Origin of the sequence: Gillisia marina (assembly GCF_000258765.1) — a bacterium.
Taxonomy (GTDB): Bacteria; Bacteroidota; Bacteroidia; order Flavobacteriales; family Flavobacteriaceae; genus Gillisia; species Gillisia marina.
The window spans coordinates 46,357-71,396 of sequence record NZ_AJLT01000002.1; the positions used below are offsets into that span (position 1 = coordinate 46,357).

Here is a 25,040-nt window from a genome sequence, read left to right on the forward strand (position 1 = left end):
TTTGTTAACAACCTAATCCAAGCTAAATGGGAATTGTCACCGCGCAGGAAGTAGCCAATGTTATGAACCTTCAGAGACTGGGACCAGTTGGTACAGCCATTGGTTGGGTTATCTTACGTACAACAAAACTTTCTACCTTAAATAAAGAATACGATTCTAGAAAAAATCTGGACGGAATTGCATTTATAAATTCTGTTTTGGATGGGTTTGAGATCGATTTCGAAATTCCGGAGAAAGATTTAAAAAGAATCCCAAAAACAGGCGCATTTATAAGCATTGCAAATCATCCTTTAGGCGGAATCGATGGAATGATCCTAATGAAGATTCTACTGGAAAAACGCAGTGATTTTAAAGTAATCGCTAATTTTCTATTGCAGCGTTTAGATCCGTTGAAACCCTATATTATGCCGGTTAATCCTTTTGAAGATCACAAGGATGCGAAATCCAGTTTGGGCGGAATCAAGCAAGCGATTGGGCATTTAAAGGATGGTGGCGCTTTGGGGATCTTTCCTGCAGGAGAAGTTTCTACCTATAAAGATGAAAAACATATTGTAGATAAGCCTTGGGAACCATCCGCCATGAAGCTTATTCAAAAAGCTAAGGTTCCGGTAGTTCCTATTTATTTTCATGCAAAAAACAGCACTTTTTTTTACCGCTTAGCAAGCATGAGCGATATTTTAAGGACCGCCAAATTACCAAGCGAAATGCTTTCCCAAAAGAAAAGGAAGATCATGGTGCGTATTGGGAATCCTATCTCTGTTGAAGATCAAATGGCAAACCCAAATTTGGAAACTTTTACGGCATTTTTGCGCAGAAAAACCTTTATGCTGGCCAATTCTTTTGAAAAAAAAGGGCTTTTTGATACTATTCCGAAAAGTTTAAAATTACCAAAAAGTCCTAAAAAGATAGCATCGCAAGCAAATCAACCTTTAATTGAAGAAGAAATTGAGACTTGTAGAAGACTCGACAAACGTCTTTTGCAAAGCAAAAATTATGAAGTCTTTTTAGCTAAAAAAGAAGTGATTCCAAATACCCTTACTGAAATTGGTAGGTTACGGGAAATCACTTTTCGAGAGGTTGGCGAGGGCAGTAATAATTCTTTAGATCTGGATCCTTTCGACGATTATTACTATCATTTATTTCTTTGGGACAACGAAACTAAAAAAATTGCCGGAGCCTATAGAATGGGAATGGGTGCCGAAATATTTAAAGCTCATGGAATAAATGGCTTTTATCTACAGGACCTGTTTAGATTTGAACCGGAACTATACGATATGATGAGCCAATCTATAGAAATGGGAAGGGCATTTATAATCAAGGAATATCAACTACGGCCGATGCCTTTATTCTTGTTATGGAAAGGGATTGTGCATTGCACCTTGCGTTTTCCGGAACATAAATATCTTATTGGCGGGGTAAGCATCAGCAATAAATTCTCTAATTTTTCGAAATCGCTGATGATCGAGTTTATGAAATCCAATTATTACGATCCTTATGTGGCGCAATATATAAGACCGAAAAAGGAATTTAAGGTGAAACTAAACGATGCCGATAAAGACATTGTTTTTGATGAAAGCGAAGCCGATCTTAATAAATTTGATAGAATTATAGATGAATTGGAACCGGAGAGTTTGAGGCTGCCCGTTCTAATTAAAAAATACATTAAGCAAAACGCACGCGTAGTGGCTTTTAATGTAGATCCATTATTCAATAACGCTATAGATGGCTTAATGTATATTAAGATAGCAGATCTTCCTGAAAGCACTGTAAAACCTGTAATGGAAGAATTTCAGAAGGAATTGGAGCAAAAGCTAAATCATCACTAAAAGTTCACTTTTTGAATGTTGTTAATTTCCTGTTATACCATGAGTAAAATTGGGAATTGGACAATTTCATACCTATATTAAAATCTTTAAAATAAATAAAATGGAAAGAGTATTAGTAGTGGGAGCTACAGGACAAACAGGAAAAAGAATTATCGAAATATTAAATAGTTCCAGCACTTTTGAACCTTATGCGATGATTAGAAATGAAGATCAGCAACAAATGTTCGAGGATATGGATGTGGAAACGGTGATGGGAGATCTTGAGAAAGATGTGGACCAAACTGTTCAAGGAATGGATAAAGTGATCTTTGCTGCAGGTTCCGGCGGAAAAACAGGAGAAGACAAAACCATTGCGATAGATCAAGAAGGTGCCATTAAAATGATTGAAGCTTCTAAAAAAGCGAATGTTAAAAAATTCGTGATGTTAAGTTCTATGGGTGCAGATAAACCAGAATCTAACAAAGACCTAAAAGTATATCTGGAAGCTAAACAAAAAGCAGATGAGCATTTAAAAAACAGCGGACTTGCCTATACCATTGTACGTCCGGGAGCATTAAATGACGATCTTGGACTGGCAAAAGTAAAGCTCGCTGAAAAATTAGATGAAAACGGAGAGATCTCCAGAGATGATGTTGCTTTTTTATTGGTGATGAGCCTTGCAGATCCTTTAGTGAAAAATAAGACGTTTGAGGCTTTAGAAGGAAAAGAGTCTATTAAGAATGCTATTATAGATTTAAGTAGGTAAAATATTCACTTTTCGACCCCCGATGCTTAGCTGTTTGAGTGATATCATTGGAAGTAAAACTAGCCACATTTCGACAAGCTCAATGTGACAAGCTCAATGTGACAAACTCGATGTGACAAATTCTTGAGTGTCATCCTGAGCTTGTCGAAGGATCTCAAAATATAATTTTTATAGGAGGAGATTCCTCCTTTGTTGGAATGACAATAAAACAGACCTGTCATTCTGAAGGAAACGTAGTGGACTGAAGAATCTTTATATAAAAGAACATATTTAATTAGAGATTCCTCATTGCATCGGAATGACATCTTTCTTGAAATTATAACTTAAGTGAAAAATCTCCAAACAAGAACTACATCGTTCTATTTGGAGGTTTTTTATTGTATAAAATCAGGCAATTAACAGCAGGCGTTTTCTGAAGTAAGCATATTTGGAGAAGAAGCTCCTTTCAAATCAAAAACCTGCGGTATTCCGTGTAAGTCCATAGCTTTACAATCTGTGCTAGTTGCCTTTAACTTAAAAATCAACTGATTATCCCGAATTTCATAATCTGAGATAATTAATTGTGCCGTATGAAAAAACTGATTTCCATATTCAAATTTCACATCAGCATCCATTTTAAAAGGCTTCATCTTGCCGGCCAAACTAAAAATGCGCAATGCTTTTGCCACTTTTAGATATTCTGTTCTTCCAAGATCTGCCGGACTCTCCCATAATTGAATAATAGTCTCATTCCAGGAACTAGTGCCCGCTCCACAATCTACAGCATCGATCTTTTGATGCTTTACTTCTGTAATATGATAATTAGCTCCCACCAGCGCGTTAGGTGCATATTGAAAAAGCAAAGCTTTATCTGTATTCTCCTTTAGCAATCCAAATAATTCGAAGGTTTTCATAATAGCAATATATTTATATTGCAATATTACGATTAATGTGCTTTTAAGGAAAATTATTCTTGTTAAATTTTATTATTACAGATTGATTTTAAGCTACTTAGCATTCAAGATATTATAAAAAGGCTTTGTCATTAGGCTCCCAAAGTTCAATTTTATTGCCTTCTAAATCCACGATCCAACCAAACTTCCCTTCTTCTACAGATTCTGTTTTATCCATTACCTGTACACCTTCAGCTTTAAGAGTTTTCAATAATTCATCTAGATTCTCTACCCTAAAATTCATCATGAATTCTTTTTTAGATGGCTCAAAATATTCGGTGTCTTCTTTAAAAGGGCTCCATTGTGTAGAACAGTCTTCGCCTTCTTTATTCTTCCACCAAAAAGTAGATCCCCATTGGTCTGTATTTAAACCCAAGTGATCGCGATACCAATCTTTTACTGCTTTTGGATCTTTGGTCTTAAAAAATATTCCGCCAATACCTGTAACTCTTTTTTTCATCTACTTTATTTCAGAATAAGAATTGTACTAAATAACTAATAGACCGCTTCTCCAAATTTATCAATGATCTTATAAGCGATGGTAGAAGCTAATTTTTTATGAGACTCCTCTGTCCAACCCGCGACATGTGGACTTAATATTACATTTTCGAAAAACATAAGTTCCTTGAGATCTGTAGGAATTTGATGGTCTTGAAACAAATTCTCGAATGAATCTTTTTCGTATTCCAGAACATCCAAGCCTGCACCTAAAATTTTTCCTTCTATAATTCCCAGTACCAAATCGGCAGTTACCACACTTTTGCCACGCGCCGTATTGATAAACCAAAAAGGCTTTTTAAATCCGTTTATAAAACTGGTGTTTACCATCTTATTGGTTTCGGGCGTCCAAGGGGTGTGTAAACTTAGTACTTCAGCAGTTTCTTGAAGTTCTTCCAAACTTACCTGAGTGGCATTTGCATCGCCTACATCCTTTAAAATATCGTAACAAAGCACCTTCACATCGAAACCTCTCAGTTTTTTAGCAAAAGCTTTTCCCATATTTCCATAGCCAATAATCCCAACCGTTTTTCCGTCTAACTCTATACCTCGGTTTTCTTCTCGATGCCAATATCCTTGATGCACTTCCCTATTTGCCTTATTCAGTTTATTCAGTAGCGACAACAACATTCCTAAGGCATGCTCCCCAACGGCATTGCTATTTCCTTCGGGGGCAGCAAAAAGCTCGATTCCGTTCTGTTTTGCATACTCCACATCTATACTTTCCAAACCTGCCCCAACTCTTGCTATAAACTTTAAATTGGGAGCTGCATCTATGAAATCTTTATCGATTTTAAATCTGCTTCTTATTACAATTCCATCATATAAATGCTGATTTGCAAGGATTTCCTCTTTAGAAATATCATAAGCTTCAACATTGTGATAGCCTACTTTTTGTAGTTCTTTTATCAATAATGGGTTATTACTATCTACATGTAAAACAATCATGATTTCTAAATTTTTGGATATGTTTTCACAGTTAATTCACTTTCGACATTTCCGGTATGTTTTACAGATAGTTTTTCGAAAAGCATGACATGCACTTCTTCCTCATTTTTAGTAAAAGGGCGATGTTCTACTCCTTTGGGAACCACAATGAGTTCCCCTTCTTTTATCTCTACCGTTCTATCTCTAAATTCTATATATAAAGTGCCTTTTACAATCTGAAATAATTCATCTTCCTCCTCATGCGTATGCCAAATAAATTCACCTTTTAGTTTCGCCAACAATACTTGCATATCGTCCACTATAGCAATTTGATGTGGATTCCAGTTTTTACTGAATTTTTCAAATTTTGATTGGATATTAATACTTTTCATAGAAATCGATAATCATGTGAGGTAAAAAAAAGTTCCGGACGGAGGGAGTGAAAAATGCTTCTACTAAGTTAGAAACCTAATATGAGTTTTGCAATACTAAAATATATTAATATTCCGCAAATGTCATTGCTGGTGGTGATAAATGGTCCTGTTGCCATGGCAGGATCTATTCCTTGTTTATCTAAAATTATTGGCACAAAAGTTCCTATTAAGGAAGCAATTATAATTACAGAAATAAGGGAAATCCCTATCGTTAATCCAAAATTAACATCGAATCCTAAAAGAAAAATCCCTCCTACAATTAGTAAAATTGCTAAAACAACACCGTTAAATAAACTCAATACGATCTCTTTAAAAAGCCTTTTAAGCAAAGAACCTTTTAAACTCTTATTTGCCAAACCTTGTAAAACGATTGCTGAAGATTGTACCCCAACATTTCCTGCCATCGCAGCAATTAAAGGCACAAAAAAAGAAAAGTGCCGCATGTTCTTGCATGGCATCATCAAAAGTTCCTAATACAGAAACACTTATAAATCCACCAAAAAGTGCTAAGACCAACCATGGCAAACGTGCCCTAGTAAGTAACCAGATACTATCATCTGCCTCTACATCTTCAGAAATACCCGCAGCCATCTGGTAATCTTTCTCTGCTTCGTCCTTTACAAAATCTAAAATATCATCAATCGTAATTCGGCCAACCAATCTTCCCATTTCATCTACCACGGGAATGGCTTCCAAATCGTATTTTTGCATAACTCGAGCCACTTCCTCGCCCGGGGTATGCACATTTACATAATCCACCTGTGGAATATAAACATCGCTAATATGCGCTTTGCTTGGCGCAGTAAGCAAATCTTTTAAGGATAATCGTCCCTTTAGTTTGTTCTTATCGTCCACCACATAAATCGAGTGGACTCTGGTAACATTCTCTGCCTGATTGCGCATTTCGCTCATGCAACCGGTAACATTCCAGTTTTCATTCACCTTCACCAATTCTTTTGCCATAAGACCACCTGCAGAATCTTCATCGTAACGAAGTAATTCCACGATATTATCTGCATGTTCTTCATCTAAGATCTGGGCAATAACCTTTTGTTGGCGATCTTCAGAAAGTTCAGAAATAATATCGGCAGCATCATCGGTATCCATTTCTTCCAACTCCTCTGCAATTTCCTTTGCAGACAAGGTGTCTAAAATGCGTTCCCGCACGCCTTCTTCCAGCTCCATTAAAGCTTCAGAAGTTTTCTCGCTATCCAGTAATTTTACAATATAGGTAGCTTCTTCTATAGCTATCTCCGAAAGAATTTCGGCGATATCTGCAGGGTGAACTTCCTCTAGGTGCAACAGCAGTTCCGCATCGTTCTTTTGCTCGATGAGGTATTCAATTTTTTCAATTAATTCTTCGCTTAATTCAAATTGCATCCTGCTGAATTTTTTCTGTGAGTTCTATAAACTCCTGTACACTTAACTGTTCTGGTCGTTGTCCAAAGATAGCATCTTCCCTCAAATTATCGGATAATTCGAAGGTTTTTAGACTATTCCTTAAGGTTTTTCGTCGTTGCTGAAAAGCAGTTTTAACTACCCTGAAAAATAAAGCCTCATCACATGTAAGCGTAAAATTTTCCTTTCGTTTTAACCGAATCACACCACTATCTACTTTTGGCGGTGGATTAAAAACTGTTGGTGGTACTGTAAATAAATAATCTACTTCGTAAAATGCCTGCGCTAAAACAGAAAGGATTCCATAGGTTTTATTGCCATGTGGTGCTGCAATTCTAAGTGCAACTTCCTTTTGAAACATTCCCGAAAATTCCGGAATCAGCTCCCTATTTTCCAAGGTTTTAAAAACAATTTGAGTGGAAATATTATAAGGGAAATTCCCGATGATCGCATAAGGTTCTCTCTCAAAGATCTCACTGATATCGGTCTTTAGAAAATCTTTTTCAAGGATCTTACCTTCCAGTTGAGGGTAGTTTTCGCCTAAATAAGCCACACTATCTCTATCTATTTCTATAACATGAAGGTCGATGTCCTTTTTTATTAAATACTTAGTGAGTACTCCCATTCCAGGACCAATTTCCAATACATTCTTATAACCTTCGAAACCAAGAGAATCAGCAATTTTACCCGCTATACTTTCATCTGTAAGAAAGTGTTGTCCTAAGTGCTTTTTTGCCCGAACATCTCCATCTGTATTGAATGCCTCTTTCCCGGGAGCATATTTACTTTGCTTAAACTTATTATCCTTAGAATTAAAAGGATTCTTCTTATTTTTTTTCATGCAGGGGTTTTTAACTGCTAACTATAAAAGGAAAAGTGTAGCTTATTGCTCGCTTACAATCTCCATCTCTGTTCTAAAAGCTACAAATTTACCTTCGTAAGGTTTCGATTTTGCTCTCATTGTAGGAGCATTTTCTTGAAGATAGCTTTGCAACATCTCTTTGCTCTCTGTGGTATATTGAACAGAATAAGTGATTCCTCCCATTTCTTCATTTACCAACACTCTACTCATTAAGGCTTTTTTAAATTTCCCGGTATCCAACATCTCAGGAATATGCTCGGTTTTCATCCAATTAAGCCATTCATCGTGAATGTCTTCTTGAATGTTTATAGTTACGTTGTATATGTACATTTTTTCAATTTTGTGTTTCTATTTCTGCTTTCTTACTAGTCTTATCTTAAAATCATACTTTGTCAGTCTGAGCTTGTCGAAGACTTCGTGTTTGAGGTTCAACCAAACTTCGACAGGCTCAGTTTGACAATTTTAATAGTTTACAAAATCACCTCACGATTACTGCTCCAATGAGTCTCCTCGTAACGACCTATATTTTTTACGGGCATCCACAAAATAGATGCTATCGGGAAAATTAAAAATAATCTGCTCGTAATACTGCTTTGCTTTTTCAGCATTTTTTAACTGGTTATCATATAATTCTGCCAGAAAAAAAGTAGCATTATCTGCCAAAATATCTTCCCCGTAAAACTCCAAAATCTTCAGGTAGTTCCCTTCTGCCTGCACCCAATTTTCAGAAACCTTAAATAATTCTGCTTGCTTTAATAAAGCTTCATCTTCAATTTTTTTCGCCTTTATGGTTTTGCAAGATATCATTTAACACTGCAATGGCAGCATCTGTTTTATTCTGAAAGGCCAACAAATCGGCTTTGGCATATAAATTTAGTGCAGTTTGGGTGGAGTCTTCCAGACTGTTCTCTTTAATTAGCAAACTCAACTCCAACGCATCATTAGCAATTAATTGAGTGGTAGAAGCTTTTAGTACGTTTAACTGCGTGAGTGCCCAAGCAAAATCCCCTTTAAAATAGCTGGTTTTTGCCACTTTAAAACGTGCATTTTGTGCAATTTCATTATTTTTTACTAAGGTTTGAACCTGTGAGTAATAAATTAATGCCTGATTGAATTTTTGATCCAATACCAAAATATCCGCCAAAACCATTTTGATAGCGGCTTGCTGAAAATTATTTAATGGACTTTTAGAAAGTGTATTCAACAATTGTTTGGCTTCTTCAATTTTATTCATTTTGAAAGCCAGAAAATTGGCATAGTCTATTTGAATCGCCATCGTTTCCAATCCCCTTCCAAATTCTAAAAGCACTTTTTCAAAATCCTTTTCGATATTTTTAAAATCTGAATCTTTTGCGGTACTCAATTTCATATCTAGCAATAATTGATTTGCTTGAATCAAAATTGAGGGAGAATTAGTTTCAGCAATAATAAAAGAGACTATTTCCTTTGCGGTTTCTACATCGCCTTCAGACTTAGCTAAAACTGTTAGCTGAATGATACGTTGCAAATCTTGATTATTTCTTCTATAGATCGCTTTCTCCTGAAGAAAAGCCTTGTCAAAATCTTTTTGCTGAATAAATAGCCATGCCAATAACTCGCTATATGTAAGCTCCTGAGTTTTTTGAAGTTTTTGAAGCAATTGTTTTCTAAGGGCAATATTTGCCGAATTTGAAGCGTCTTCTACAATATAACGATCAAATTCTCGCATAAGATTAATTGCCATCTCTGGTTGCTTTGTAATCAACTCTAGGTAAGCGGCAAACATTTCATCTAATTTTCCTTGCTCCCCATAAATTCTGGCAAGAGGAAGGTCGAAATTCATTTCCGGGTTTAGTTGCATCCCCAAAACATAAGCCTTTTCTGCATAATCCAATAAGCTATATTTTTCAAAATTACGGGCGATGGAATACGCATAATTCACTTTCTCATTTAAAGCGCTCAATGCCTTTTCATAATGTATTTTGGCAAGCTCCGGTTTATTTTGAAGCTCGTAATTATGACCTAATTCTATTAAAATACTTGGATTATTGTTGGTGTTTTTAAGCCGCTCCTGTAATAAACTTTCCGCCATTGCAAAATCCTCCAACTGTTGATAGGATATTACCAAACCCATAAAATAATTGGAATTTCCGGGAGCTTCTTTTACTAAATTTTGATATACACTTAGTGCTTTTGCATACTCACCCTGATCCAGATATTTCTGCGCCAATTGATCTGACTGGCCAAAAACGCTCTGAATGCCTATAAAAAATAAGGCTATGTAAAGAAAGCACCGCATTTTGTAAAGATAACAAAATGCGGTGTTTGGGAATAGCTATATAAGATTAAAAGCGCTTTATAAGAAAGGCTCTTGAAATATCATGCATATCCGTTTTATGTCATAATAGCTATCTCGTCACCCTGAATTTATTTCAGGGTCTCAATTTATTTTATTGATATATAATATTGTGAGATTCTGAAACAAGTTCAGAATGACGCCTCTTATCAATTTATTACACTCTACGGACAACCAATTCAAAATCTAGGACCTCGAAGCAAACCTCGGAGAATAAAACCCTCAATGAGGGATTTAATCGATCATTGTGAATCCGGTGTACTTTACCAACACTTCCGGCACTTTAATACCTTCCGGCGTTTGATAATTCTCCAAAATTCCGGCAAGTACTCTTGGCAATGCTAAAGCGCTTCCGTTTAAAGTATGCGCCAATTCCTTTTTACCATCTTTATCTTTATACCTCAACTTCAATCTATTCGACTGAAAAGTTTCAAAATTGGACACAGAACTTATTTCCAACCAACGATCCTGTGCTGTTGAGAACACTTCAAAGTCATAAGTTAATGCAGCGGTAAATCCAAGATCTCCCCCACACAACCTTAGAATTCTGTATGGTAATTTAAGATCTTTCAATAAATCTTTAATATGCTCTACCATAACATCTAAAGCAGCATAAGAATTTTCCGGTTTTTCAACACGAACAATTTCTACCTTATCAAATTGATGTAGTCTATTTAAACCTCTTACATGCGCTCCGTAAGATCCCGCTTCTCTTCTAAAACAAGGAGTATGACCCGTACATAAAATAGGGAAATCTGCATCGGTAAGCATTCTATCTCTAAAAAGATTCGTCATCGGCACCTCTGCAGTAGGAATCAAATAAAGATCATCCTCCGTAACATGATACATCTGCCTTCTTTGTCCGGCAATTGTCCGGTTCCAAATCCTGAAGCCTCATTAACCATTAATGGTAATTGATATTCAGTATATCCGGCGTCTACTGCCTTATCAAGGAAATAAGTGATCAAGGCTCGTTGTAATCGCGCTCCTTTACCTTTATAAACAGGAAATCCTGCACCGGTAACTTTATTACCAAGTTCAAAATCTATGATATCGTATTTCTTCGCTAATTCCCAGTGCGGCATAGAACCTTCTGCCAATACAGGAATATCTCCCTCTTTATAAATCTCTTCATTATCATCTTCTGAAGTTCCTGCAGGAACAAGATCGTTTGGAATATTTGGAACAGTATAAAGCAGTTGCTCTAATTTGGCCACTGTTTCATTAAAACTTTCTGAAAGTTCTTTAGATTTATCTTTTAATTGAGAGGTTTTCTCTTTTAAAATATTCGCCTTTTGCTGCTCACCAGATTTAAACAGCATCCCAATTTCTTTGGAAAGCTGATTGGATTCGGCCAAAGTTTCATCTAATTGCGTTTGTGTGGAGCGGCGGGATTCATCTAAAGTTAAGATCTCTTCAAAGACATCATCAGCAGGGAAACTCCTTTTTTTAAGGGCTTTAATATATCCCTCTTTATGCGCTCTAATATTGCTTACTTGTAACATAAGGCCAACTAATTTTTAGTAAGCAGCAAATGTAGCAAAAGCAAGTAAAAATATCAGTCTAATTTAGAAGGTAAAATCCAGTCGTGGTGCTTAAAATGTTGCCATTTCTCATTTGCAAGATCTACTTTTGGATCTATAAATTGCTGATATGGCCTACCGTTCACACTGACTTTAGAGTCTACAAATACCTGTACATCTTGCCCTTTCTTAGCATATTCCCGTTTGAGACGTTGTGAAAATTGCCAAATCATATCTGGCTTCGAGCTTATGGCGCGTAATTGCTTTATAGACAAGTATTTCTTTTTATCTATATATTCCACTTTTTTTGGTATCCTTATCTACCACTTTAAAAGCACTTCTTCCGCTTTTGCTGCGTAGCATCATTCTCCATGAAAGTCGGTGGCCTTCCTCTGTCCATAAAACATCATCTTCATAAAACCAATGTCTTAATGGTAAGCCAAGCTGAAAAATAAACCAAATTGAAAGCACTGCTATAAATGCATTTCGGTACTTCGGCACAATAACTTCCTTCTCATCGTAATACTTCTTTTTTCCTCTTAGGAACCATTTATTTATTTTTTCAGAAGGAAAAAAGAACAACATAAATGCAAGGGAGAGATATGGGAAGATCCCAATATGAAATATGAAACTATTAAAAAGATGAAAAAATATAGCAGCAATAAATATTGGAACTCTAGTTTTTCTATAAAGTAACAAAGGAATTATTAATAAATCGAATAAAAATCCAAACCAAGAAATACTCATATGTGCCCATCCCTGCTGAAGCAAATCTCCCACTAACCAATAATCTGCTTTAGATTTCATTAAAATTCTTGGAAACTCCCCGTTAAACCAGTCTGGGTATAATTTTGCTACCGATGCATAGGTATAAACGATCCACATTTGAAACACAATAAACAGCCAAACCCAACGAGGCATGGATATTTCTCTTAAGGATTTATTTCTCCAGGCATCTATAGAAACATTTTTATGAGCCGGTAAAAAGAACATAATCCCACACAGAAGCATCAATAAATAATAGTGGTTGTTATATGAAGATTTTTGCATCAGGTAGACGGAGGCCCACATAATACCATAACAAAATATGCTAAATCTGTATTTATAACCTACCATTACAAGTAAACCAAATACACCCATTAATCCATAATAATAAAGCATTCCGTTCCCTGGCAGCGGTTGTAGAAATTCGAAACCTATAAAATTGAAAGTTTCCTGTGGCTCTATAAGAGTTCGCTTAATCCAACCGGTCGCGATACTTCCAAAAGCCTCTAAAGCTATTAGCAACCCAAAAAATACGCGGAAAACCACCAGTGCAGAATTATCTATACGGGTGAAAAGGAATTTATTCAACATAGTTATCTTTGATAAACTGCGAACTAAATGCTTCGTCTTGCTTCATTGCTCTTTTTAAAGAATCTATAGACTCGAAATTCTTTTCATCTCGAATTCTGGCAAGTAATTGAATCTCAAGTTTTTGATCGTAAAGATCTTGATCTAATAGAAAAAAATAAGTTTCAATAGTTTGCTCTGTTCCACCTACAGTAGGATTGGTGCCAATATTCATCATTCCAAAATATGGGATTTCATCTATAATTGCACGCGCCACATACACCCCGTTTTTCGGTATTAATTTATATTTTTCTTCAATTTTTAAATTCGCTGTTGGATATCCAAAATCTTTCCCTAAACCTTTTCCTCTTACCACAGTTCCCGTAAGCATAAAAGGTTGTTGAAGGTATCGATTCGCTTTTTCGACCTTTCCTTCCATCAGCGCTTTTCTGATTTTAGTAGAACTTACCGCAACATCTTCTATCTCTTGTTTCCCAATTTCCTCTACTTCGAAATCGTATTCCTTCCCGAATTCTTTTAAGGTATTGATATCTGCTGTTCTATTTCTCCCAAATCTATGATCGTATCCAATAATAATCTTTTTCGCATTAAGTTTATTCACCAAAATATCCCGAACAAATTCTTGGGCAGTAAGTCTGGAAAACTGATGTGTAAAAGGGTGAATAATTAAATGATCTATCCCGGAATTGGAAAGTATTTTTTTTGCGTTCATCTATCGTGTTAATAAGCTTTATATCGCTTTCCTTCTGCAAAATCATTCTAGGATGCGGAAAAAAAGTAAGTATTGCCGACTCCATATTGCTGAGTTTGGCAGTGTTTACTAATTTTTCTATAATTTTTTGATGTCCGGCATGTACTCCATCGAAAGTACCGATGGTGATTACCGTTGGATATTCACTTTTAAAAGTATATGCTCCTAAATGTTCTTTCAAGTGACTCTTATTTACCGTTAAAAGTATTCATTGTAATGCTTATTCCCGCTGTACCAAAAGATTTTATGAGTTCGGCTGCCTTTTCCAAGCGCTCTGGAAGATCTTTTTCTTCTTCTGAAGACCACTCTCCTAATACATAATCTACTTGACGACCTTTAGAGAATTCGTCACTTATTCCAAACCTAAATCTATTATATGCTGTTGTATTTAACTGAAGCTGAATGTCTTTTAATCCATTATGTCCGCCATCACTACCTTTGGTTTTAAGCCTCATGGCTCCAAAATTTAGATTTAAATCATCTGTAACTACCAGTAGGTTCTCCAAAGGAATTTTCTCTTTTGTTAGCCAATAATTTACCGCTTTCCCACTAAGATTCATATACGTGCTTGGCTTCAGCAATATAAAAGTTCTTCCTTTAAACCGGAAGCTTGCAATATCTCCAAGTTTTTCTGTTGTAAAGGAAACACCTTCTTTTTCAGCTAAATAATCTACTACTTTAAAACCAATATTATGTCTGGTATTATGGTATTTAGGACCAATATTTCCTAGTCCAACAATCAAGAATTTCTTCATAGGGTCTACTTCTTCCTCTTTTGGTTTTTTACTAAAAATTCTTCCGAAGAATGCCAACATGGAATTTGTTTTGGTAAAGATAAAATTAATAATATTCTTCGCCTCACCAATTTTGGATGAAACATTTAATAAAGTCTTTCGAAAGCTTCAGAAAAAACATGAAACTTAGGCATGAATTATTTATAAATGAAAAAGCATTCCGAGTCCCGAACGAATCGGAATAGGAATGCTTTAAAATTTTATGCTAAATGAAAGATTACTCTTTTACAGCAGCAGAATCATCTACCTCAGTAGCTGGAACTTCGTCTGCAGCAACTGCATCTTCATCTTCTTCATCCTCAGCAACAATGTTACGAGATGTCTTAACTTGACAAATCACAGTGTTATCTGGGTGATTGATTGTATAATCGTCACTAGCTACCGCTGTAACATACAATTTGTTTCCAATTTTAAGTGGAGTAACATCTGCCTCGATAAAATCTGGAAGATTTCCAGGAAGACCTCTCACTTTTAAACGACGTAAGTTGTAACGTAAAACTCCACCATTTTTAACTCCACGCGCAGTACCTTTAGTATGCACAGGAATTTCCATAGTGATTTCCTTGTCGTCATATATTTGATAGAAATCCATGTGTAGGATAGCATCGGTTACCGGGTGAAATTGGATGTCTTGAAGAACAGCGTCAATTTTATCCCCACCTTCCAAAGCAATTACCACTGTATGCACATCGGCTGTGTATACAAGGTCTTTGAAGGCAATTTCATCTGCTGAAAAATGTAATGGTTCGCCTCCTCCGTATACTACGCAAGGAACCTTTCCAGCATTACGTAAGGCTTTAGTTTCCTTTTTACCTACGCTTTCTCTTTTAGATCCGTTGATCGTGATTGATTTCATTATAAAAAATTTTAGTGTGCAAAGGTGCGACTTTTTTTCGCTAGTATAAAATACTGAAATGGAATTATTTAAATGCCTTGCAAATTTCGCAAAAAGCAGGACTTAGTTTCAATTCCTATGTTTACATTATAAATTTAGAACTGATGGATTTATTGTGATGTACCCGAGACATAACATCTGCAAAAAGATCGGCACAACTAACAACTCTAATTTTATCACATTTTTGCTTTAATGGGATAGAATCGGTTACAATTAGCTCCAGTAATTGTGAGTTCTCAATTCTATTATAGGCCTGTCCCGAAAGTATTGGATGGGTACAAATAGCACGTACACTCAAAGCTCCTTTTTCCATCATTACATCTGCAGCCTTTGTAAGCGTACCGGCAGTATCTACCATATCGTCTACTAAAACCACATTTTTCCCCGATACATCTCCAATGAGTTCCATATGAGAAATCACATTAGCCTTAGCGCGCTGCTTATAACAAATTACCACATCGCTTTCCATAGCTTTAGAATACGCGTAAGCTCTCTTAGAACCTCCCATATCTGGAGAAGCGATTGTAAGATTCTCGAGATTTAAACTTCTTAAATATGGTAAGAACACGGTAGATGCAAATAAATGATCTACTGGTTTCTCAAAAAATCCTTGAATTTGATCTGCATGCAGATCCATAGTAATAATCCTCGTGGCACCGGCAGTTTCCAAAATACTAGCCACCATTTTTGCAGCTATAGGAACTCGAGGTTTGTCCTTTCTATCCTGTCTAGCCCATCCAAAATAAGGAAGCACCGCAGTAATATGTCTTGCTGAAGCTCTTTTAGCTGCATCCAACATCAATAACATTTCCATAAGGTGATCTGCTCCGGGATGCGTAGATCCAATGATAAAGACGCGAGAACCTCGAACTGACTCTTCGAAAGAAGGCTGGAATTCACCATCGCTATAAGTACTCGTTATAACATTTCCCAGTGGTGCTCCGTAGGCTGCAGCAATTTTTTCAGCTAGTGCTCTACTTTGGGTGCAATTAAAAATTTTGGCATCGGGAATTACATTTGGCATGTGGTGTTGTGTTTTATAGGGTTAAACTATGGTTTTGTTGCGTGCCCCAAATTTATAAATTTATTCCCTGCCATTACTAAAGGAACCCTTAGAATGTTTTTAATTTTTTTAGCTGTTAAAACACTAGCCCTAAACCCACTAATACATCTAGATTTAAGGTGATTATGGACTAGTATTGAGAAAAAAAATAGGAAACAAAAAACCCCTTCAAAGGATGAAGGGGTTTTGAGGTTTAAGAATAATTAAAGTAAAGTGTGAAGGTTAGGATAAGTTATTCTGCATCTACCAATCGTGAAGTAATATAATAATTATTTATCTCAATTCTGTCTAAATTAAAATGACTTAATATTGAATATTTTAATTATTTTACATCTAATAATAGTTTTATTAAATAATATTCAATATTAAATAACAATTAAGTGGTTTCGGCTTAAAAATTGTAAGAATATGTAAATAATTCTAATCCTCAGTCTCCCTTACAGCTGAAAATATTAATTAAACTTTCTACTATGAAATTAATTTACTTTTTAGTTTTCTTCATCAGTCTTAATTTTCAGGCAAAAACAATTACAGGAAAAGTCACTGATAGCCAAGGTTTACCATTACCGGGCGTAAATATTATAATTAAGGGGTCCTCCAACGGGGTTCAAACTGATTTTGATGGAAACTACTCTATAGACGCCGAAAAAGGTGATGTTCTGGTCTTTAGCTATATAGGCTTTAAAGCGAAACTAGTTACTATAAAAACTAAAGATGTGATCAATTTGCAACTAGAAAGCGACAATTCTAGTTTGGAAGAAGTAATAGTCACCGGTTACGGGAAAAGTATAAGAATCCGAGGTCAATCCAATACTAATCGCCCAATCACAGCAAATGAATCCTATAAAGAAATTGAGGAAAACAAATTCAAACTAGTAAAGGCATCACCGCTTTCCACCTTTTCGATAGATGTAGATAAAGCAGGTTATAGCAACATTCGAAGAATGATCAATAACGGTATTAAGATTCCAAAAGATGCTGTGAAAATTGAAGAAATGGTGAATTATTTCAATTATGATTATAAGCAGCCAACGGGCCATGTTCCGTTTTCAATTCAGACCGAGCTTATACAGACTCCATGGAACAGTGTTACCAAGCTTGTAAAAATTGGAATACAAGGTAAAAGGATTCCATTAGATAATGTTCCTCCATCTAATCTTGTTTTTCTTCTAGATGTATCAGGATCTATGGGTCAACCAAATAAGCTTCCATTGTTACAGTCTGCATTTAGCCTATTAACTAACCAGTTAAGAGAGCAAGATAAAATTTCCATTGTGGTTTACGCCGGTGCCGCTGGGGTTGTATTGGAACCAACCTCGGGAGATCAAAAAAATAAGATTAAAGAGGCCTTAAATAACTTGAATGCCGGCGGCTCTACTGCTGGCGGGCAAGGCATTGAGCTAGCTTACCAGATAGCACGTGATAATTTTATCAAAAATGGTAATAATCGCGTTATTCTTGCCACTGATGGTGATTTCAATGTAGGACTTCAAAGCGATCGCGCAATGAAAGATTTAATAGAGGAGCAAAGAGAAAGTGGAGTTTTTTTAACCGCCCTTGGCTTCGGAATGGGAAATTATAAGGACTCTAAACTGGAAACCTTGGCTCAAGCCGGAAATGGAAATCATGCCTATATAGATTCTATGCAAGAAGCTCAAAGAGTTTTGGGAACCGAGTTTGGTGGAACCATTTATACCATAGCTAAAGATGTGAAAATTCAAGTTGAGTTTAATCCAGAAAATGTTGAAGCCTTTCGTTTGATAGGTTATGAAAATAGATTATTAAATGATGAGGATTTTAAAGATGATAAAAAAGATGCTGGAGAATTAGGTAGCGGACATAATGTAACAGCTGTTTACGAAATAATTCCACCTGGTACTAAAAGTGAATATCTAAAAGGTATCGATGATTATAAATATACCCGACAAGTGTCTAAAGGAAATAATTCTGAAGAGTTACTTACGGTAAAATTTAGGTACAAGGAACCTGATGGAAAGAAAAGCAAATTAATAGAAAGCGTTGTAAAATTATCCTCAGAAAAATCTCCTTCTACAGATTTCAATTTTATATCAGCCGTTGCTTTGTTTGGAATGAATCTTAGTGAATCTGAATTCACCAATGGAAAACAAATATTCTCGGTATTAGAACTTGCAGAAAAAGGAAGAGGAGAAGATAAAGATGGCTACAGAGCTGAATTTATCCGACTAGTAAAAAGCTATGAGAGTTTGAGTAATCCAACTGAAAAATAAGTTTGGGTACATCTATAATTAAAAACAAAAAACCCCTTCAAAATATGAAGGGGTTTTTAAGTACTCGAGGCGGGAGTGTTTGGAAATTTGCTTACGCCTTTAACATTGGGCTATCCAAGCATTGAATATAGGAGTGTCCCCGAATTAGACACCTTTAACATAGTTTTAACGATTAAGGGTTGCTGTGAGACAGCTCTTATATCATTATCTTGTTTTTCATCCAAAAAATATTCTTAATTTTTGTTCCACCTATTTAAGGAGGAGTCAAGCTTGCGTAAAACGGTCATGTATTTGACAAATAGTGGATTTAATCACCAAAACACTATTTTTTTATATTCATGTTGTATAGCGTTTTTTTATTTTTATCTCGATTTTCAGCGTTGGAGAAACCATACTGTCTGATAAGTTTTTGTTGTAAAGTTGTCTCTAGCGACTTGCCAATGTGTATGAATGCTTGAGTTAGGTGTTTGTTGTATTAATCGCTCCTTTCAATTCTTCATTGTCAAAATAGTACGCTCCGCTTAATTCCAATTGCTCTAGGTAATTAGTTCCGAATAATCGACCGCCAATTATTTGTTTTTCTCCCAATACTGTCCAAACAATATTTAAATTGTTCTCATTTCTAAATTTCAAAAAAGAATGTTTTCGAACAAGCAAGTAAGATTTCTAATTATGATAAACATTTGGTGCAAAACACTGTGCCACTTTAGAGCTGTCAATAAATTCTCCTTCTCTTTGGCTGTATTTTAAATATATACCCTTATAAATAACAGTACTTGGTTTTAAAAAGCTAATAGTTTTTTCTTTCGATTTGTCAAATTCTTCTTCCCATAAAAAGCCTTGTGCAGTTACATTAACCTCTGCTACTTACTTCCCTGATTTCTTGTCGTAAACTTTTGTCCATTCACTTCCTCCGTAATATTCAGACATAAAATAGTCCTGCGCAGGCGAACAATAATATTCTCTGCTGAACATTTCATATCTACCACCACTTTCAGGTATCCAACGTCCCATAAATTCCTGTTCATTAGTCCAATCTTTAAATGAATTGAATTCAACATCTTTATCTTTAACAAGATAACTTCTAATATGAAACCAAAGCTCTTTTTCAGTTGATCCCATTTTTCTTCACCGATTTTTTTTTGGTTCTGACCAAGAGGGGTAACCTTCCAAAACTAACCACTCTTCACCTTTATCATCTTTTATCTGAATAATATCTTCCCTATTATGTAAGACATCTGAATCACTTACCCAGTTTTCGTTTGTAGAATTCCAGTTAAGAATTTTGTTATTAACTCACCAGAATTCTTGTTGCGGCTCATCATCATAACTCCTGTTTCACTAATTAGTATTGTTGGATCAATATCTCTGACGTATGGATCCCAAGGTCCTTGATAGGGATTTTCTTTCTTTTTCCCTAATCTTTCTATCTTTATGAAATTATAAGATAACAAGGCCATGTATTCATAATAGGCAATCAATTGATATTTATATTTTTTAGGAGCCCGGTCTTTTCTAAAGGAATAAAAGGTTCGACAAGGTTGTCGTTTTGCTGTGAGAATCCCCATAGAGGAAATAATAAAAGCAGATTTTTAAAAAACAACTTCAACAACTTAGGCATCCCTTTGGCTTTAAGTCTTGTTTTTCTTGTAATATTCTTAAGGCTCTTTTATATATTTTCTGGGTGTTCCGGGCATCGTAAGTGATATATTTCCGTGAAATACTTGTAGCTAAAGCTTGTAGTCTGGCGGGTTGAGGACGTATAGAAGAAGACTTGCGGGCTCAAGACTAAGGTTCCCGGGAAGTTAAGAGTTTTCTTCGAATAGATGGCCGTAAGTTTTTGGGCATTGTTTTATTTCACCCAATACAGAAATATTAAATCCTTGCTATTAATGGGTTGTACGCCGAGGTACAAAAATGGTACAAGAAACTAACACAAAAAATAGCCATAAAAATTACTCCTTTTTATTCATGATTTTTTCTTTCGTGAATTCACTTTATTGTATTAGTTCAAATTAAAATAGTAAAATATTCATTTTACAAACATAAAGAAAGATCAATATTTTTATTTTTTCTATAGCATTAACCCATTTAAGATTTTCCATTAAGCTGAATTTAAATAGTGTTTTGAATAAAAATAAGCTTAAAATTCCGTAAAATTTTAAGAAGATTCAAGAATTATTTACAAGCTTTGGTGGAAATATCCGCTCTATATTCAATAAATTTTTAATTTAAGTTGAAAATGAGAATAAATATTGACACATAACCAATTTAGCTATTTCACTCCATTTTTTAAAAACCTCTAAACAATTAGAGCCACTAGGATCTTGAAAACAAAGGGACAAATTTTGAGAATATTCAGTATTACCATTCTCATCTGTTAATGAAAGAAAAAATAGGTCATTATTTTTTTTTGCAGTCGTAATAAATTGAAAGGATAACTGTTCAATATTGTTTGAATTATTTGCAAAAGTATTCCTTGCAAAGGCTTCTCGATTAATAAACTGACCGTCATAAGTTGTTATGGGATTAGTGTAACTATAATTTGAGTTTTTTTTGCCAGAAAGAAGTGGAATCTATAGGTCGATTGAGTCTGCCATTTTTACATAGCTCGTCCATCATATCGTAACTTTTCACTAGCTTGTGATAATTTAATTTTATGCTTAGATCTTCATTCGAGGTTTGAAACTCAATTGCATTTCCCCTTCCAACAACTTTGTAATCTTTAGGTAGTACAAAAGTGGCCCCTGTCTCAAAATTTCTATAGATATCAAATTCTGTATTTGTTAGATCAGTCTTTTGAAAAATATTTATCAAATGAACTATTGCCGCTTGATCATTGGAATATTTCAAAATTTCTGAAAATGATTTATTTGCCACTTTGTAGAATTCAAGATCTTGGATTTGAAACATATCCTTCTGTAATATTTTTTTTTTCTTGCTTTAAGAAATCATCACCGAGATTATTAATATCCATTGAAATCTCAAAAGAAAATGCAATTTCAGAACTTATTTTAAAGATATTGTCAATGCTACTGAGATCTTCAGTTGAGTTTTCAAGATCTATAATTTTTGAAGAAGGTATCCCCCAAGAAATGTCGACTTGCCCCCTATTGAGACCCCCATTACCAACTGCAATTACCTGTCCTTGATTATTAAAAATAGGAGCTCCTGAGAGGCCAGGTAAAAGAGATCCTTGGAAGTGGACAACTTCTAGGTTAGAATTGAAGTTCATTTTGTTTAGTTCTGAAACAATGCTTGAAGGAATATTTGGTCTGAGTGTCTTACTCTCATTAAACGGGATTATTAATTCAATACTTCTTTTACTTGGTGCACCTAGTGGATAACCAATAACATCTACTTTTTGTTTGACAAACAAATTGGAGCTAATTAAACTTAAAGGTATAAGCTCTGGTATATTAACTTGAAGCATTGCCAAATCTGCTGATTTTAATATTTTAATAATTTTGGCACTGTAGAAATCACCTTCTGTATAAGAATCATTCTTGGGAATGAAAATATAAATATTACCATTTGTACAATTTCCAGTTACTAAATGTAAAGACGTAATAATTTGATTATTTTTTTTCCAGACAAATCCTGTTCCAGATTTGGCTTTTCCAATATCTTGACATGAATAGACAACTTTTACAACTGATTTATTTAAATCGGACCAATCTTGACTATAAGCAGTTATATAAAAAAGAAGTAAAAACAGTAATTGTATAATTTTAAAATACATAATATGACTATTTGCAACCTAATTTAATTTTTTTCTTTAAAACCAAAATTTGCTCCTGTTGAGAGACATTATTTTTAACGGAATCAACAAATATTTGCCATTCGGGACCTAATAATTGTATTGCCGATATTAAAGTTTCAGTATCCTCAACTTCTAATAAATCATTGCATAATTCAGAATTACTGAATAGAACACCTCGATTTATATTGTTTTTTTTCGTCTTTTTGATTATGCAGAGAATTGTAGAGATTATTTATTATTCCACTTGAATCTTTATCTTTTAGTTCCCATTTATTTTTAAAATTTTTGGGATTAACACCAAACCAATCATTTGTTCTTGCGTACAAACCTATTGTTGCAGAAATAGAAAGCCCTACCAAAAAAAGTGTCAGAGGTAAAATATTTATTACTCCAATTCTATCATTCAATTGATCTTTGACTAATCCGTTCTCAAAACTGAATAATAAGGTTACCACACTTGTAATTATTACTAAAATTGAACTAATTACTGTTTGAATAACTGCTGATGCGGACAAACCTATTAACCAGCCGATTGAAAGACCACAGAATAACAGCGAAATCGTATTTATTAATTTCATAGATTCATATTTTTAAATGCACATCTAGATTTTCTGCAGTATTTAATTAATAGGGTTAAATAATCTTACAATAAAAGTATTTCACACATCTAAACTTCTAGAAAATCTAAAATGCTATTTTTTTCTTTTTCGTAAAAAATTGTAGCATACTCAACCATTGCCTTTAATAAATCTTTCCGCTTAACATCTAAACCCAAAGATTTTCCTCGAATAAGCTTTGGAGCATCTGGGGTATCAAAATAAAGCTGAATTCTTTTAAATTGTTCCGGTCCTAGAAGTTGGTTAACATAATAATCTGATGCTTGAATATTTGTTTCCGTAAGCATATCAGGGAGGTATTTAACCCATTGTAGATTACCCCAATCTCCATTCTTTTTTCTCTTAATAGTTGCAGGAGGAATATAGTTTTTATTGGAGCTTCCACAACCAAGTGAAAAAATCTGTAAATCTTTAATCTCTTTACCTAGACCTTTTTCTTTTCCATCAGGATGTCTATATTCTTTTATGCCGTCATCCCTTTTATTTATTGCATAAGCCAGGGCTGCCATTGCGGGATTATTTAAGGATACCCCTCCGTCAACATGGTCCTTATAAATGGGAAAATAGGTAGGACCTGCTGATGTCATTAAGCATAGGTCTACAAGGCTAACCTCCTGATCACGTAAAAAATCACTGTGAAATACCTTGGGTCGGAAATTAATTGGTCTGGGCTTTTTATCAGTCTCTGAATTTTTCTCTTCTGGATTGAGATCAAAACTACATACCATTAACCTTGCTTTACCATTAGAATTTTGTTCTCTTACATCACCTAATGTTTTTGTTCCGAATATTTCTTCTAATATTTTTTTAAATTTTTTATTAGAATAATCAGCTCCAAGGTTTTTCCCAAAACCATCTCTAAGATCATCCCATCCCGAATCATAAAAAATTTCGGATGACTTTTCCAGATAAAGGGAAAGCATTTCTTCAGTAGAAATTCCAAAGGAGTAGCCTGTACACAATATACCTCCTGTAGAAGTTCCTGCTAGCAGATCAAAAATCTCTCTGGGATGTTTATTAGTCTCCTTAAAAATTAGATTAAGAATGGTAGCTGGAATTACACCCCGTGTTCCTCCACCATCAATCGATAAAATTTTTAAATCTGGCATTTGAATTTATTTAAAGGATAAAAAGTAATTGGTGTTTTCTAAAATTATAAAATATTCTAATTCATAAAAAGGGGGAAAACCCCCTAAATAGTTAGCTTATAGTTAATTAAATTTAATTTGAAGTGTTTTTAGTTGGATTGAGAGGATCCTAAAAAAATATAGAATGGTTAAAACTTAGTGTAGATCAGATTTAAATAGCTAAATAAATGCAACTAACTGAAAATTTTTACAAGGAAGAATTCGATTGCCGCGATGGATCATCTATGCCAGAAAAGATATTGACCAATATTAGATTATTAGCTTCAAATCTCCAATCGATACGTGAAGCGATAGAAGAACCAATTTTCATTTCCAGTGGATACAGAAGCGTAACTCATAATAAAAAAAGTAAAAGGAAAACCAAATTCGTATCATCTTAAAGGTTTGGCAGCTGATTTAGTTTCTAAAAATTATTCCTCTAAGGAAATGGGCATTATTATTTTAAGCCTCATTGAAAAAGGCAAAATCCGGGAAGGCGGAATAGGATTATATAATGGTTTTATTCATTACGATATTAGAGGAGAATTAGTTTTATGGAATGATTCTTCTCGGTTTAAAAACCTTTTATAACCAATAAAATCAGCGCCTATTTTTAATTTCTTTCAAGTACAGAAGTTTCCACTTCCGAAAAATACTGGATCTAAGAGAATATGAGGTGTAATAGAAAAAAATATCACCCAATATTTAGTCCTTTGTGATTTTAACGGTAATTTCTTTAATATGTAAATTTCTCTGATTATCTCACGTTATTATTAAAGAAATCTCTTTAATGGAATTTACAATGAAATATTTCAGGCACAATATGAGACAGCTCTAATATTGATAATCTCATTCTCCATCCAAAAAAAATTTTTTAGATATTTAAAAACCAATTCCTTCTCTCACACTTGACCAACTCTTAAAAGATTTAGTCTGAAATAACTTTTC

General features: G+C 34.7%; 23 protein-coding genes and 4 pseudogenes. 5 read left to right on the plus strand and 22 right to left on the minus strand.

What is annotated here, in order from left to right:
* Positions 1–26 precede the first annotated feature (26 nt).
* Both ON07_RS00490 and ON07_RS00495 read left to right on the plus strand, forming a co-directional pair.
* Positions 27–1,826: a GNAT family N-acyltransferase gene (locus ON07_RS00490; RefSeq protein WP_010227312.1), complete on the plus strand. Its 1,800-nt coding sequence runs from the start codon at positions 27–29 to the stop codon at positions 1,824–1,826.
* 100 nt (positions 1,827–1,926) lie between these two features.
* Positions 1,927–2,571 carry an SDR family oxidoreductase gene (locus tag ON07_RS00495; RefSeq protein WP_029331266.1) on the plus strand — a complete coding sequence of 215 codons (645 nt, stop codon included), beginning with the start codon at positions 1,927–1,929 and terminating at the stop codon, positions 2,569–2,571.
* A gap of 395 nt (positions 2,572–2,966) precedes the next feature.
* Here ON07_RS00495 and ON07_RS00500 read toward each other — a convergent pair whose 3' ends face one another.
* The 15 genes and pseudogenes from ON07_RS00500 to ON07_RS00565 form a co-directional block, all read right to left on the minus strand.
* Positions 2,967–3,464, minus strand: coding sequence for a DUF6428 family protein (locus ON07_RS00500; RefSeq protein WP_010227314.1), 498 nt, complete (start codon positions 3,462–3,464; stop codon positions 2,967–2,969).
* Positions 3,465–3,576: 112 nt separating this feature from the next.
* The gene (locus ON07_RS00505) at positions 3,577–3,963 is read right to left on the minus strand and encodes a VOC family protein (protein ID WP_010227315.1); all 387 of its coding nucleotides are present in this window, start codon (positions 3,961–3,963) and stop codon (positions 3,577–3,579) included.
* 35 nt (positions 3,964–3,998) lie between these two features.
* Positions 3,999–4,949 carry a 2-hydroxyacid dehydrogenase gene (locus tag ON07_RS00510; RefSeq protein ID WP_010227316.1) on the minus strand — a complete coding sequence of 317 codons (951 nt, stop codon included), beginning with the start codon at positions 4,947–4,949 and terminating at the stop codon, positions 3,999–4,001.
* 5 nt (positions 4,950–4,954) lie between these two features.
* On the minus strand, positions 4,955–5,320 hold the full coding sequence (locus ON07_RS00515; RefSeq protein WP_010227318.1) for a cupin domain-containing protein: 366 nt from the start codon (positions 5,318–5,320) through the stop codon (positions 4,955–4,957).
* 68 nt (positions 5,321–5,388) lie between these two features.
* Positions 5,389–6,742 (minus strand): annotated as a pseudogene (mgtE, locus tag ON07_RS13995) (magnesium transporter).
* On the minus strand, positions 6,732–7,601 hold the full coding sequence (gene rsmA, locus ON07_RS00525) for a 16S rRNA (adenine(1518)-N(6)/adenine(1519)-N(6))-dimethyltransferase RsmA (RefSeq protein WP_010227320.1): 870 nt from the start codon (positions 7,599–7,601) through the stop codon (positions 6,732–6,734). Before rsmA ends, mgtE begins: the two are co-directional and overlap by 11 nt.
* A 42-nt stretch (positions 7,602–7,643) precedes the next feature.
* The gene (locus tag ON07_RS00530; protein ID WP_010227322.1) at positions 7,644–7,952 is read right to left on the minus strand and encodes a DUF4286 family protein; all 309 of its coding nucleotides are present in this window, start codon (positions 7,950–7,952) and stop codon (positions 7,644–7,646) included.
* Between the two features lie 159 nt (positions 7,953–8,111).
* Entirely contained in the window at positions 8,112–8,429 is a 318-nt protein-coding gene (locus tag ON07_RS16785; RefSeq protein ID WP_237708811.1) for a tetratricopeptide repeat protein, read from the minus strand.
* The gene (locus ON07_RS14000) at positions 8,392–9,900 is read right to left on the minus strand and encodes a tetratricopeptide repeat protein (protein WP_237708812.1); all 1,509 of its coding nucleotides are present in this window, start codon (positions 9,898–9,900) and stop codon (positions 8,392–8,394) included. The genes ON07_RS16785 and ON07_RS14000 overlap by 38 nt, the downstream gene beginning before the upstream one ends.
* A gap of 291 nt (positions 9,901–10,191) precedes the next feature.
* A pseudogene (gene serS, locus ON07_RS14005) lies at positions 10,192–11,462 on the minus strand (serine--tRNA ligase).
* A gap of 53 nt (positions 11,463–11,515) precedes the next feature.
* A pseudogene (locus ON07_RS14010) lies at positions 11,516–12,836 on the minus strand (HTTM domain-containing protein).
* Positions 12,826–13,765, minus strand: a pseudogene (locus ON07_RS14015) (bifunctional riboflavin kinase/FAD synthetase). Before ON07_RS14015 ends, ON07_RS14010 begins: the two co-directional pseudogenes overlap by 11 nt.
* 7 nt (positions 13,766–13,772) lie before the next feature.
* A complete protein-coding gene (pth, locus tag ON07_RS00555) occupies positions 13,773–14,399 on the minus strand; it encodes an aminoacyl-tRNA hydrolase (RefSeq protein ID WP_010227326.1) in 627 nt (208 codons plus the stop codon).
* A 196-nt stretch (positions 14,400–14,595) separates the two neighbouring features.
* On the minus strand, positions 14,596–15,234 hold the full coding sequence (locus ON07_RS00560) for a 50S ribosomal protein L25/general stress protein Ctc (protein ID WP_010227327.1): 639 nt from the start codon (positions 15,232–15,234) through the stop codon (positions 14,596–14,598).
* Between the two features lie 121 nt (positions 15,235–15,355).
* Entirely contained in the window at positions 15,356–16,297 is a 942-nt protein-coding gene (locus ON07_RS00565) for a ribose-phosphate pyrophosphokinase (RefSeq protein WP_010227328.1), read from the minus strand.
* Between the two features lie 509 nt (positions 16,298–16,806).
* Between ON07_RS00565 and ON07_RS00570 the strand changes: the two genes are divergently transcribed.
* Complete coding sequence (locus tag ON07_RS00570; RefSeq protein ID WP_010227330.1) at positions 16,807–18,585, plus strand: vWA domain-containing protein; 1,779 nt, start codon at positions 16,807–16,809, stop codon at positions 18,583–18,585.
* A 459-nt stretch (positions 18,586–19,044) separates the two neighbouring features.
* On the opposite strand, the gene ON07_RS16715 is transcribed toward ON07_RS00570, so the two are convergent.
* From ON07_RS16715 to ON07_RS00605, 7 genes are all read right to left on the minus strand, one after another.
* A complete protein-coding gene (locus tag ON07_RS16715; protein ID WP_202799485.1) occupies positions 19,045–19,218 on the minus strand; it encodes a hypothetical protein in 174 nt (57 codons plus the stop codon).
* A 234-nt stretch (positions 19,219–19,452) separates the two neighbouring features.
* Entirely contained in the window at positions 19,453–19,707 is a 255-nt protein-coding gene (locus ON07_RS16720; RefSeq protein ID WP_029331272.1) for a hypothetical protein, read from the minus strand.
* A 125-nt stretch (positions 19,708–19,832) separates the two neighbouring features.
* Complete coding sequence (locus ON07_RS16725; protein ID WP_029331273.1) at positions 19,833–20,153, minus strand: hypothetical protein; 321 nt, start codon at positions 20,151–20,153, stop codon at positions 19,833–19,835.
* 970 nt (positions 20,154–21,123) lie between these two features.
* Positions 21,124–21,498, minus strand: coding sequence for a hypothetical protein (locus ON07_RS00590; protein WP_010227332.1), 375 nt, complete (start codon positions 21,496–21,498; stop codon positions 21,124–21,126).
* Entirely contained in the window at positions 21,476–22,327 is an 852-nt protein-coding gene (locus ON07_RS00595) for a S1 family peptidase (protein WP_010227334.1), read from the minus strand. Before ON07_RS00595 ends, ON07_RS00590 begins: the two co-directional genes overlap by 23 nt.
* A gap of 179 nt (positions 22,328–22,506) precedes the next feature.
* A complete protein-coding gene (locus ON07_RS00600; protein WP_010227336.1) occupies positions 22,507–22,926 on the minus strand; it encodes a hypothetical protein in 420 nt (139 codons plus the stop codon).
* An 89-nt stretch (positions 22,927–23,015) separates the two neighbouring features.
* Positions 23,016–24,074: a patatin-like phospholipase family protein gene (locus ON07_RS00605; RefSeq protein WP_010227338.1), complete on the minus strand. Its 1,059-nt coding sequence runs from the start codon at positions 24,072–24,074 to the stop codon at positions 23,016–23,018.
* 206 nt (positions 24,075–24,280) lie between these two features.
* Between ON07_RS00605 and ON07_RS17885 the strand changes: the two genes are divergently transcribed.
* Complete coding sequence (locus tag ON07_RS17885; protein ID WP_050915825.1) at positions 24,281–24,493, plus strand: D-Ala-D-Ala carboxypeptidase family metallohydrolase; 213 nt, start codon at positions 24,281–24,283, stop codon at positions 24,491–24,493.
* Entirely contained in the window at positions 24,453–24,683 is a 231-nt protein-coding gene (locus ON07_RS16790; protein WP_262486209.1) for a D-Ala-D-Ala carboxypeptidase family metallohydrolase, read from the plus strand. Before ON07_RS17885 ends, ON07_RS16790 begins: the two co-directional genes overlap by 41 nt.
* Positions 24,684–25,040 lie beyond the last annotated feature (357 nt).